The following is a 12426-nucleotide window of genomic DNA, read 5'->3' as shown; positions in this document are numbered from 1 at the left end:
GTTTAAGCGGCCTGGCCGATCTTGCGACCTTGACCATCACCGTCCTTATCCTTGACGATACGGCGTGGAACTTCCCGTTCGGACTCGAGCGCAGCGGCTTGATCCTCGGTAACTTTCGCAACAATGACCTGCTGGGCACCTTCGTCGCCAGCTTCGTGATATTCGGCGTCTTCGTTGACGTTCCAGATATTGTAGACGCGCGATCCCGCGACGATATTTTCGACCGTCAGCATGGCCGTCATCATCGCATGATCCTGGTTGTTATACCGGTGCATCCCGTTGCGGCCTACCATGTGCAGGGTCGGGTATAGCGTTTCGAGTTCCGCACGCATGACTTCGACATTGGCGGCATAATCATCGTCATATACCGGATAGGCTTTTTCCTGACGGACAACGGCACCGCCCACAACATCCTCGGCCTTGCAGAGCCCGAGGATCGCCATTTCCTTTTTGGCCAGCTCGATCAGGTCCGCATCGCTCGACGACCAAAGGCCATCATTTTCAAAGCAGAAATATTCAAGACCAACGCACGCAATCGACGGATCGGGAACCATCTCGGGCGACCAGCTGCGGAAATTCTGCACGCGGCCAACCTGCACCTTGCTGTCATGGATATAGATCCAGTTGTCAGGGAACAGATCGTCCGACTTGATCATCAATGCGACGGTCAGAAAATCGCGATAGCGCAAGTTCATGGCGGGCATGGAGCATTGTGGAAGCGGATGGATACGGGCCGACAGCTCGCGCATCGGCGCGCTGCTGATGACATGCTTGGCACAAATCAGTGCTTCGGTTCCATCGGTCCGGGTTGCCGACAAGCGCCAATCGCCGTTGCTGTCCTGTGCCAGTTGTTTGAAGCGGTGGCCCATCAATACCGTGTTGCCTTTCGACACCACAAAGTCGCGCGCCGCGTCCCACATCATGCCGGGTCCCAGACGCGGATAGCGGAAGGTTTCCAGCAAGGTCTTGGTTTCCATGCCGTCATTCGGCTTTTTATTCAGGCCGAAAGACCGTTTGAGGCCATCGACCACCGCGGCGCCCAGGCTGAGGCCCTTGATGCGCTGTGCGGCCCAGTCGGCAGACATTTCATTGCAGGGCATTCCCCACACTTTTTCCGTGTAGGTTTTGAAAAAGATCGAAAACAGCTTTTCACCAAACTGGTTTATCGTCCAATCCTGAAAGCTGCGCACATTTGTGTTGGGATAGAGCTTGGCCTTGGCATAGCTGATCATGCACTGGGTCGAACGAACGATGCCCAGGTTGAACAGGGCTTCAAACGCACGCAAGGGATAGCTGTAGAATTTGCCTTCATAATAGATGCGGCTCATGCGCGGGCGCTGGATAAAGTCGTTCGGCAGGATTTCATTCCACAGATCGACGACCTCTTTCGACTTTGAAAAGAACCGGTGTCCGCCAATATCAAAGCGATAGCCGTCGACCTCAACGGTCCGGCTGATGCCGCCGACATAACGCTCGTCCTTCTCGATAACGGTGACGCTATATCCCTTTTTGGTCAGGAGATAGGCCGCAGTCAGGCCAGCAGGCCCCGCTCCAATAATCGCCACGTCAACTGAGTTCTGGCCCTGAGCAATCACTTGTAATCCCCCGTAGATATGTATCGGGGAAATCTGTGAACGAAATGCCCTAATAGATGGTTAACGAGGGGTTACAGAATCGCCAAAACGCGGCAGATTGCGTTACCGAATATTGCGACCAGCTAATATTATCTTGCTTTTGGCGCCGCCGGGGAGCATAGGGCCGCCAAGCGTATGAGGCGAGCGGACGAAACCGCCGCAGTATTGGCAGCGTGAGGGCTCGGACGATCCGGCTCCGCCAATCGAACAAGATACGTAAAGCTTAGAGGCTTCCCATATCACGCAGGGTTGTTTCCAACGGGTCGGCATAAGCCGCTCCCGAACACCTGCTGTTGCGCCCGTGCGGTCCTGTTTGAAGGGCACGCGCTTTGGGGCGCGACGACCATTGAAAGTAATTTTATGTCTTTTTTCCATGACTTGGGCCTTGCCCAACCTATCCTGAAAGCGCTCGAAGCGGCGGGATATGACACCCCCACGCCGATCCAGCAGCAATCGATCCCGCCTTTGCTGCAGGGCCGCGATTTGTGCGGTATCGCGCAGACCGGAACCGGCAAGACCGCAGCCTTTGCGTTGCCGTCGCTCCACCATTTTGCAACCAAGCCCAAGGCGCGCCAGCAATATAGCTGCCGCATGCTTGTGCTTTCGCCAACACGCGAACTGGCCGCGCAGATTGCGGAAAGCTTCCGCACCTATGGCAAATTCCTCGGCCTCAAGATCGATTGTGTTTTTGGCGGAATGCCGATTTTCAGTCAGAAAAAGCGTCTTGCAGGCGGTGTCGATATCCTCGTTGCGACGCCAGGCCGTTTGATCGATCTGATCGAACAGCGCGCGATCACCCTGAAGGATGTCGAAATCTTCGTTCTCGACGAAGCCGACCAGATGATGGACCTTGGCTTTATCCATGCCTTGAAGCGTATCGATCAATTGTTGCCGAAACAGCGCCAGACGCTGTTTTTCTCGGCCACGATGCCCAAGGCGATTGCCGAGCTTGGCAACCGCTTCTTGAATAACCCTGTCCGCGTATCGGTTGCCCCTGCGGCCACCACGGCGGAACGCGTTGAACAATTTGTGACCTTTGTCGAGCAACGCGAAAAACAGACGCTGCTGACGCTCAAGCTGCAAAGCGAAGAGATTGACCGTGCACTGGTCTTTACGCGCACCAAACATGGTGCCGACCGGGTCGTACGCGGTCTTGCGGGTGCCGGTATCCAGGCTGCTGCCATCCACGGCAACAAGAGCCAAGGCCAACGTACCGCAGCGCTTCAGGCGTTTCGTGACGGCAAGATCAAGATTCTGGTTGCAACCGACATCGCCGCACGCGGTATCGATGTTCCCGGTGTCAGCCATGTGTTCAACTTCGAACTGCCCAATGTGCCGGAACAATATGTCCACCGCATTGGCCGGACCGCACGTGCAGGCCGCGAAGGCGTTGCGATGAGCTTCGTTGCCGGCGATGAGCGCGGCTATATGAAGGATATTGAACGTCTGACCGGTGTACGCGCCATGACCTTGGGCTTGCCCGAGGGCTTCCGCGCTGCCGTTGCAGCATTGCCGCCGCCCGTCGCCGACAAGAAACCACAACAGTCACGTGGTGGCCGTGGTGGCGGACAACCCGGTGGTGGTCGTACCAACTATGCCGGCAAAAAGCTGGGTGGGAATAATGGCGGCATCGGACGCAATGGCGAAACCCGCCAGCGCACACATGCCCCGCAAGGTGGCTGGCAACCGGCCATCGGTCCCAAGGACGGCAGTCGTGAAGGCGGTGCGGATGCCCGTCCGCGCAACGACAATGCCGCATCGGGTGACCGCCGTCCAACCGCCGACCGCGCATTTGCTGCCCGCAAGGAAAGCCGTCGCGATCCCGGTGCACCGGCCCGCAACTATGGCCCGAAAAAATCCGGCCCGGGTAAATTCCGCGGTGCGGTAAAGCGCGCCGGATAATCTTCTGTTACCCCGCCGTCCTGAACCAGTGTCAGGGCGGCGGACAACATTTATCCAGAGATTTGCGCCGCCTGTTTAGTGGCGGAAGTGGCGCATGCCCGTAAAGACCATCGCCAGGCCAGCTTCGTCTGCGGCCGCAATCACTTCATCGTCGCGCATCGAACCGCCCGGCTGGATCACAGCGGTCGCCCCCGCTTCAGCCGCCGCAAGCAAGCCGTCTGCAAAGGGGAAAAAGGCGTCCGATGCGACCGCAGAGCCAACGGTTCTGGGGCTTTCCCACCCGTAGGTTTCAGCAGCTTCGCGCGCCTTTATGGCCGCAATCCGCGCACTGTCGCGCCGGTTCATCTGGCCTGCGCCAATGCCCGCAGTCGCACCATCCTTGGCATAGACAATTGCGTTGGATTTGACATGCTTGGCAACGGTCCAGGCAAAGCGGCAATCGGCCAGTTCCTGCGCCGTCGGGGTGCGCTTGGTCACCACCTTGAATTCGCTATCCGCGACATGGCCATTGTCCCGCGACTGGACCAGTAACCCACCGGTGATCGGCTTGATCGCAAGACCCCCGCGTTTGGGATCGGGCAAATCGCCTGTCAGCAGAAGGCGCAGATTCTTTTTCTTCGCGAACACCGCCTTGGCCGCATCGTCGGCAGACGGGGCGGCAACCACTTCGGTGAAGATTTCGGTTATGGCCTCGGCTGTCGCGCCGTCCAGCGGACGGTTGACCGCGACGATCCCACCAAAGGCCGAAATGCTGTCGCATTCCAGTGCGGCGCGATAGGCGTCAATCAGGGTGTCTCCGCTGGCGACACCGCAGGGGTTGGCGTGCTTGACGATTACCACCGTCGGCGGGCCATCACGAAATTCGCTGACAAGCTCAAGCGCGGCATCGGCGTCGTTGTAATTATTATAGGACAGCTCTTTGCCCTGCACCTGCTCGGCCTGCGCAATTCCGGAACCATGAGGGCCGACCGGCACATAAAGCGCGGCACGCTGATGCGGGTTTTCGCCATAGCGCAATTCTTCGATGCGGTTTCCGTTGACCGCCAGCATATCGGGAAACAGCTGCTGCTGGTCGGCAAAGGCGAACCACTGGCTGATCATGCTGTCATAGGCAGCGGTCGCCGAATAGGCCTTGGCCGCGCATTTCCGGCGGAAATCGTAGCTGGTCTTGCCGTTGCTTTCCTCAAGCTCGGCTACCAGATTGTCATAGTCGGCAGGGTCGGTGACGATGGTGACATAGGCGTGGTTCTTGGCCGCGCTGCGCACCATCGAAGGGCCGCCAATATCGATATTTTCGATAATCTCGTCGCGGCTTGCGCCCTTCATGACGGTTTGTGCAAAGGGGTAGAGGTTGACGACGACCAGATCGATCGCGCCGATGTCATGTTCTTTCATCGACGCCGCATGTTCCGGATTGTCGCGCACGGCCAGCAGGCCGCCATGCACCTTGGGATGCAGGGTCTTCACGCGGCCGTCCATCATTTCGGGAAAGCCGGTCAATTCGCTGATATCTTTCACCGCCAGACCGGCGTCGCGCAGGGTCTTTGCCGTGCCGCCTGTCGACACCAGCTCGACATGCCGCGCCGCCAGGGCATGACCCAATTCGACAAGGCCGGTTTTATCCGAAACCGACAAAAGGGCCCGTTTGATTACGACGTCTTCCATGTACTTATCCTAAATGGCGCAATTGCCAGCTGAAGGTGAGGCCGCCTTTACCGGAATCGGCACCGATCACAAGTTGATGCGTGGGATGCGGGCGACCTTCTTCGTCGACCCAGAGGCTTTCGTCGACCGCCAGCGTTCCGCCTGCGGCGGCAAAGGCCCAGTTGCTGCCGTCTGCCATGCGCAGCAAGGCAGTCTGTTTGTTTTCGGTCGGCATGATTTCGATATCGGGACCAAGGTGAAAACGGACGTGCACCGGCGTGCCTTCCTTTGACTTCCCCTTGGGCAGCAGCGTATCCTCCCCGCGCAGTTCGAGGCCGTCCGACCGCAAAATCAAAAGCCGCGAGTGGATATAGCCATAGCCGCGCACATAGCCGTCGTGGCTCGCCTCGATGCGCGTTGCCTTGTCGACGTCCCGCCGTTCAAGGCCGACTTCGGCCACGCCCTTGCCCAATTGCCCGCCCTGAAGGATCGCGGTCGAATTTGTGTCGTTGATGCAGAGCGTCGAATGCGCCGCTGTCGTCCGCAAACCCCGCGCGAGAGCGACAGGGATTGACGAACCGACCAAGGCCGCCCCGCCACAATTCACGATAATCCGCTGGCGCCCGTGCGACAGTTCGAACGCAAGCGTCGATGCGCAGCCCGATGCCGATTGCCGCGCCAGAGGTGGCGGGCCTGCATCCAGCAGCAGGACCGACTTGCCCGCCGATACCCGTTGATAGCCCCAATCCAGCGCCTGACGGTGCGGACGGGCGCGCACTTCGCTCGCCGCAACGAGCGCCTCGATGCTTTCGGCAGCCATATGGGCCGAGCCTTGCCACGCCCCCAGACCGCCATCGGCGTGCGTCAGGCCGAGCAAAGCCGGAACCGCGCGTCCGATCGCATCGGACAGGAAGGCCGGCACCATTTCCTTGCGGGCATTATAGCATTGTTTCAACAGGCTCAGCAGACCGATCAGCTCGATCAACTGCACCGGCGAGCGGGAAATCACCCCGCCATCGGGGAATATCGTTGCCTGCAAGGATGCCGCCAGCCCGTCTTCCCCAACAGCCCGCCGCGCCTTGCCTTCGGGCAGCAACAATGACGCCGCGACGACGCCGGCCCAACCCAGACTTTTGGTGAAATGGCTTTGCGCACGCGGGGCCGACTGGTCGAGATGCCGCGCGACACGGGCAAAATGGTTTATGACACGCGACCGGTAAACCGGATCATTGCTGCTGAGCAACAGGGGCGAGCCTGCCGCCATGTTCAGCAACCGCCACGCGCAATTGTCCACGCGCCAAGCAGGCTCGCGCGTCTTCATGCCATTGGCGATCAGCCAGTCGTCCGCAATCGCCGCCGCAATTGGCGCCCCGTCGCCGCGGTTCGTCGCCGCCGCCAGATCGCGCAGCCAGCCGAAACGGTGGATATAGTCCGTCATGGTGGGCGGCAGCGCCAGCTTCTGGTAGTCGAGCCCGCTAAACGCCTGCTCAAACCCCTGATGGTAGAATTTGCCCATCCGCAGCGCCTGCCCGCGCGCGGCATCGCCCTTCAATATATCTTCGGGAACCGTAATCAGGCGGAGGGGCACTTTGCCCTTCAGCCGTCCGCTGTGCAGGGGCGTGCGCCAAGTGAGTTTGTAAAATTGCAACGACAGACGTTCGAAAAGATTCTGACCCACACCCGTGGGCCTGACGATCAATGCCGCCTGCCTTACTCCTTCACCGCCTGCGTCATTTTCCGTCATCCACCCCTCAATGCGTGGATGTTGGCGGCATATTGGTCAGGGCCGCCCTTGAAAGTGGCCGTCCCCGCGACGAGCGTGTCGGCCCCGGCGGCAATGGCCAGCGGCGCGGTTTCGACGGTGATACCGCCATCGACTTCCAGCCGGATATCACGGCCTGTCTTGTCGATCATTTTGCGGATCGCTTCAATCTTGCGCAGCTGGCTGGAGATGAAGCTTTGTCCGCCAAAGCCGGGGTTCACGCTCATCACAAGGACCAGATCCACATCGTCGATCAAATAGTCGAGCATCTTGGCCGGTGTTGCCGGGTTCAACACGACGCCGGCCTGCTTGCCGAGGGACTTGATCAGCTGCACCGTCCGGTGCGGATGCGGGCCGGCTTCGGGGTGGAAGGAAATGATATCCGCGCCCGCGTCGGCAAAATCTTTCACATATTGGTCGACCGGCGAAATCATCAGATGCACGTCAAAAGGCTTGCTGCTGTGGGGGCGAAGCGCCTTGACCACGGCCGGACCTATGGTGATGTTCGGCACGAAATGACCATCCATCACGTCAACATGGATCCAGTCACAGCCCGCTGCGTCGATCGCGCGCACTTCATCGCCCAGCCGAGCGAAATCGGCGGAGAGGATGGAAGGCGCAATGCGGATGGCGCGGGTCATGAATGGCGCTTAGCGGCCTGACACGCCAGCGGCAAGGCGAGCCGTTGCGTTATGCACAGCTTATCGCAGACCGAGACTCGGTTCGCGGCGGTAAATGAACAGGTCACCGATGACGTCGTGCGATTCGGCAAATTTGACGAAACCCAACTTGCCCGCGACATTGTGCGATGCAGTGTTGCCGCGATCTATGATGCAGCGGATTTCGCCGAGGCGCGCTTCGTGATCTGCCCAGTGCAAAATAGCGGTCAGGGCTTCGGTCGCATATCCCTTACCCCATGCGTCGGGAACAAATGCCCAGCCAGCTTCGGGATAGTCCACCAGCTCGGGCAGGCCACGCTCAAAGCTCGCAAGACCGCCATTCCCCACAAAAGCTCCTGTCGCGCGCTCTACAAATGACCAATAGCCATAGCCCAGAAGGGACCATAGCCCGATCCCGCCCAAAAATTTACCCCAACTGGTGTTTCGGTTTCGCGGATCGCCGCCGATAAATTCGGTCATGCGTGGATCGGCCCATGCGGCGGCATATGCCTCCCAATGCGACAGCGCCATGGGTTCGATGCGGAGCCGTTCGGTTGTCAGCGTTGGTGCAATCATAAATTTCAGGCACCCTTTCGAATGAACCGCGCAATGAAAAATCCGTCCATACCGCCCTTGTCTGCAAGCATGTGCGGCATGGTCCGGACATCACCCTGCGCATTGGCCGTGACCCCTTGGGGTAGTTCGCCTTCGGTCGCGGGGAGGGACGAAAAATCGGGATGTTTGGACAGAAACAACTCCGCCTGCGCCTCGCCTTCCTGCGGCTCCAGCGAACAGGTGGCATAGACCAGCATGCCGCCGGGTTTGACCCAGGCCGCCGCGCGATCGAGCATAGCGCATTGCAGCGCGGCCAGATTGTTGATCTGCTTGATATCGATACGCTGCAATACATCGGGATGGCGGCGCATGGTGCCGGTCGCGCTGCACGGCGCGTCGAGCAAAATGGCATCATATGTGCCCGAAGGCTCCCATTCCATCACGTCGGCCGTGACCCGATCGGCGTTGAGCTGTGTTCGTTCCAGATTGGCCATCAACCGGTCCATACGACGCGCGCTGTTGTCCAGCGCGGTGACGGTAAAGCCGGCAGCCGAAAGCTGCATCGTCTTGCCACCCGGTGCGGCACACAGATCAAGCGCCCGCTTGTCCGAACCATTGCCCAGAAGCCGTCCGGGCAGGCTTGCGGCCAGATCCTGTACCCACCACGCGCCTTCATCATAGCCCTGCAATTCTTCCACCGCCGTGCCGCGCGGCAGACGGACATGGCCCGGCATCAGGCTTTCCCCGCCCAATATCTCGGCCCAATGCGCGGTCGATGCGGGATCGCGCAACGCAAGATCCAGTGGTGGTGGTTCCGACAGGGCGGCTTGCGCGCCTGCAACCATGTCGTCGCCCCATGCCGGATGCCACCGCATCATAACGGATTCGGGCAAGGACGGCAGTTCGGGTAGGGCCGCATTGGCCCGCAACAAGGATCCCAGCACGCCATGCACCAAACGGCGGGGGCCTTTGTCGACCAGTGGCAGGGCCGTTGCGATCACGGCATGGGGCGGCGTGCCGAGCCGCAAAATCTGCGCCAGTGCCAGCCGCAAAACCATGCGCGCCTTGCTATCGTCGGGCAGCGCCTGCTTCGTCTTGCTGTCGATCAGGATATCAAGATCGACCGACCATCGCAGGCTTTCCTGTGCAATGGCGATTGCCAAGGCGCGGTCTGGCGGCGAGAGGCCCTTGGTCGCATTCGCCGTTGCCTGGTCCATGGGCGTGCCCATGCGCATAACCGCATCAAGCAGGCGCAAGGCAGCGCGGCGGGTGGGAAGGCCGGAAATTTCTTCGTTCATGAACGCCCGTTAGGCCGTCGCCCGACGAACCTCAATCAGATTGTCCTTTCCCGGCCTTGGCTAACGGCGGTCCTTATTCGCGGCCCAAGGGATCGAGTGCGCTGCGGCGTGGCTTTGGTGGCATTTCGCCGGTGCGAATTTCACCCGCCAGATCCTGCAAGGCGGCAATCCGGTTTTCCGTCGCCGGATGGGTCGAGAAAAGCTCCGACACTTGCGTGGGCACAATGTAAAGCTGCGCCGCCGACGGATTGGCTTCACTCACAGGATTGCGGATTGCCTGCGCGGCACCCGAAATTTTGGCGAGGGCAGAGGCCAGCGCCATCGGATTGCCCGAAATTTCCGCCCCGCCGCGGTCGGCACCATATTCGCGCGTGCGGCTGATCGCCATCTGTACAATCATGGCAGCAAAGGGAGCCACGAGCACAGCAGCCAGAGCCGCCAAACCACCGCTGCGATCATCGCCGCTGCGGAAGAACAGTCCGAAATTGGCGAGCATCGAGATAGCCCCTGCAATTGTTGCGACCATGGTCATGATCAACGTGTCGCGGTTTTTCACATGCGCCAGTTCGTGCGCCATAACCCCTTCGACCTCATCCCGGTCGAGCATGTTCATCAGGCCTGTGGTGGCGGCAACTGCCGCATTTTCCGGATTGCGTCCGGTCGCGAACGCATTGGGATGGGGGCTGTCGATGATATATACTTTGGGCATGGGGAGTTCGGCCCGCTGCGCCAATTTGCGCACCATGCTGTAAAATTCCGGCGCGCTATTTATGTCGACCTCGCGTGCGTCGTGCATCCGCAATACGATCTTGTCGGCGTTCCAGAAGGTGAAAATATTCATGCCGAATGCGACGAGGAGCGCAATCATCGCGCCGCCCGATCCGCCCAGCATATAGCCCAGCGCCATGAACAGCGCGGTCAGTCCGGCCAGTAACATTGTGGTTTTGAGCATGTTCATCTTGCAAATACTCCTGTTGCACCCAATGTGGGAACTATCCGAAAATCCTTCAAGGAGCATCCGCCATGGGCCAGCGCCCACCCCATGTGAAAGCGCCCGCTTATCTGTCGAAAAGCCCGCCGGTGCCCGAACCCAAAGCCGTCGCACGGGAGCCGGAGCCGGATTCGGAACGGCCAGACCCTGTGCGCTATGGCGATTGGGAACTTAAGGGCGTCGCCATCGACTTCTGAACCGCGCCATCGGGTCGAAATCTGCCCAAAATTTGTGCATGTGCGAAGTTACTTGTTCTCTGCATTATTTTTGTGCAGACATGGGGTCAGGACCTGCTCAATGCACTTGCGAGGCGTCAAAATGGCAAAGATATCGGACCAAAATGCGCGACGTCAGGCAGTTATTCTGCCTGCAAGCGTGTTTTGGTTCGAGATCAAAGCCATTTTGACGTCCGAAGGATTTGACCCATTTTGCCCATGGCTGCGTCAGAAAGCCTTGAGATATGTCTATATCCCCGCGGCTTCCTTCCTTGCCCTGAGCAAAATGGCCTCAAACCTCGCAAGCGCATTGAGCAGGTCCTGACCCCAGACAATGGTATCTAAACCGCCCTGCTTTGATGAAATGCTAAATGAGGACGGCACGCCGCGCGCGGCTTATGCAGCCTATCATAAATGGTTCACCGAGCAGGACAGCACCCATTTGAAGCAAAAGGCCCGCGATGCGGAGGAGTTTTTCCGCCGCACAGGTATCACCTTTGCAGTCTATGGCGATGACGAGGCCGAAGAACGGCTGATCCCGTTCGACATCATCCCGCGCATCGTCACGGCTCGGCAATGGACCAAATTATCGCGCGGAATCGAACAGCGTGTCCGCGCCATCAATGCCTTTTTGCAGGATATCTACCACCGGCAGGAAATCGTCCGCGCCGGTCGCTTGCCGATTGATTTGCTGGTCAAGAACGAAGCCTTTGTATCGCAGATGATTGGCTTCACACCCCCGGGCGGGGTTTACACCCATATCGTCGGCATCGACCTTGTGCGCACCGGGCCGGATGAATTCATGGTGCTGGAAGACAACGCCCGCACCCCGTCGGGCGTGTCCTACATGCTCGAAAACCGCGAAACGATGATGAACATGTTTCCCGAACTGTTCAGCACCATCCGCGTCCGTAACGTCAGCGATTACCCCAAAAACCTGCGCGCCTCGCTCAGCCGCGTCGCGCCGCCGGCCTGCACCGGCGATCCTGTTGTCGCGGTGCTGACGCCCGGTATCCATAACAGCGCCTATTTCGAACATGCCTTTCTGGCGGACCAGATGGGCGCTGAACTGGTCGAAGGCCACGACATCCGTATCGTCAACGGCCGGGTCGCCATGCGGACGACCCGGGGTTACCAGCCGATCGATGTGCTCTACCGGCGGCTCGATGATGATTATCTCGATCCGTTGATTTTCAAGCCGGATTCGGTGCTCGGTATACCAGGTGTTTTCGACCTTTACCGGGCGGGCAAGATCACCATCGCCAATGCTCCCGGCACAGGGATCGCGGACGACAAGGCGATTTACAGCTACATGCCCGACATCGTCGAATTTTATACCGGCGAAAAACCCATTTTGAAAAATGTCGATACCTGGCGGTGTTCAGAACCTGATTCCCTTGCCTATGTGCTCGACCATCTGTCCGAACTGGTCGTCAAGGAAGTGCATGGATCGGGCGGATACGGCATGTTGATCGGGCCTGCGGCCAGCAAGAAGGAGTTGGCTGCCTTTACGGCAAAACTGAAGGCCAAACCGGCCAATTATATTGCGCAACCGACGCTCGCCCTGTCGACCATCCCCATTTTCGCCAACAGCGGCCTTGCCCCACGCCATGTGGACCTGCGGCCTTTCGTGCTGGTATCACCCGACAAGATCGACATCACGCCCGGTGGCCTGACCCGCGTGGCCCTGCGCAAGGGATCGCTGGTGGTCAATTCAAGCCAGGGCGGCGGCACCAAGGATAGCTGGGTGATCGAGGATGATTGAG

Annotated in this window: 10 protein-coding genes; 3 read left to right on the top strand and 7 right to left on the bottom strand. The window is 59.4% G+C overall.

Annotated features, from left to right (window positions below; genetic code table 11):
• Positions 1-2 precede the first annotated feature (2 nt).
• Entirely contained in the window at positions 3-1595 is a 1593-nt protein-coding gene (locus tag EUU25_RS13120; RefSeq protein WP_425505184.1) for an NAD(P)/FAD-dependent oxidoreductase, read from the bottom strand.
• 399 nt (positions 1596-1994) lie between these two features.
• Here EUU25_RS13120 and EUU25_RS13115 point away from each other — a divergent pair, with 399 nt between their 5' ends.
• A complete protein-coding gene (locus tag EUU25_RS13115; RefSeq protein WP_158901653.1) occupies positions 1995-3536 on the top strand; it encodes a DEAD/DEAH box helicase in 1542 nt (513 codons plus the stop codon).
• Between the two features lie 75 nt (positions 3537-3611).
• Here EUU25_RS13115 and purH read toward each other — a convergent pair whose 3' ends face one another.
• The 6 genes from purH to htpX form a co-directional block, all read right to left on the bottom strand.
• On the bottom strand, positions 3612-5201 hold the full coding sequence (gene purH / locus EUU25_RS13110; RefSeq protein WP_158901651.1) for a bifunctional phosphoribosylaminoimidazolecarboxamide formyltransferase/IMP cyclohydrolase: 1590 nt from the start codon (positions 5199-5201) through the stop codon (positions 3612-3614).
• A 4-nt stretch (positions 5202-5205) separates the two neighbouring features.
• The gene (locus EUU25_RS13105) at positions 5206-6924 is read right to left on the bottom strand and encodes a heparinase II/III family protein (protein WP_158901649.1); all 1719 of its coding nucleotides are present in this window, start codon (positions 6922-6924) and stop codon (positions 5206-5208) included.
• Entirely contained in the window at positions 6921-7583 is a 663-nt protein-coding gene (gene rpe / locus EUU25_RS13100; RefSeq protein WP_158901647.1) for a ribulose-phosphate 3-epimerase, read from the bottom strand. The genes EUU25_RS13105 and rpe overlap by 4 nt, the downstream gene beginning before the upstream one ends.
• Positions 7584-7643: 60 nt before the next feature.
• Positions 7644-8177 carry a GNAT family N-acetyltransferase gene (locus tag EUU25_RS13095; protein ID WP_158901645.1) on the bottom strand — a complete coding sequence of 178 codons (534 nt, stop codon included), beginning with the start codon at positions 8175-8177 and terminating at the stop codon, positions 7644-7646.
• A 5-nt stretch (positions 8178-8182) separates the two neighbouring features.
• Entirely contained in the window at positions 8183-9454 is a 1272-nt protein-coding gene (locus tag EUU25_RS13090) for an RsmB/NOP family class I SAM-dependent RNA methyltransferase (RefSeq protein WP_158901644.1), read from the bottom strand.
• Positions 9455-9527: 73 nt separating this feature from the next.
• A complete protein-coding gene (gene htpX, locus EUU25_RS13085) occupies positions 9528-10412 on the bottom strand; it encodes a zinc metalloprotease HtpX (protein ID WP_158901643.1) in 885 nt (294 codons plus the stop codon).
• A gap of 65 nt (positions 10413-10477) precedes the next feature.
• Between htpX and EUU25_RS13080 the strand changes: the two genes are divergently transcribed.
• Together EUU25_RS13080 and EUU25_RS13075 are read left to right on the top strand one after the other, a co-directional pair.
• Entirely contained in the window at positions 10478-10642 is a 165-nt protein-coding gene (locus EUU25_RS13080; protein WP_158901641.1) for a DUF1674 domain-containing protein, read from the top strand.
• A gap of 352 nt (positions 10643-10994) precedes the next feature.
• Positions 10995-12425: a circularly permuted type 2 ATP-grasp protein gene (locus tag EUU25_RS13075; protein WP_158901639.1), complete on the top strand. Its 1431-nt coding sequence runs from the start codon at positions 10995-10997 to the stop codon at positions 12423-12425.
• The last annotated feature ends 1 nt before the right edge of the window (position 12426 follow it).

It is taken from the genome of Sphingorhabdus lacus, from assembly GCF_009768975.1.
Lineage (GTDB): Bacteria > Pseudomonadota > Alphaproteobacteria > Sphingomonadales > Sphingomonadaceae > Sphingorhabdus_B > Sphingorhabdus_B lacus.
Note: the sequence above shows the minus strand (reverse complement) of the source record. Positions and strands in the feature narration are given on the sequence as shown.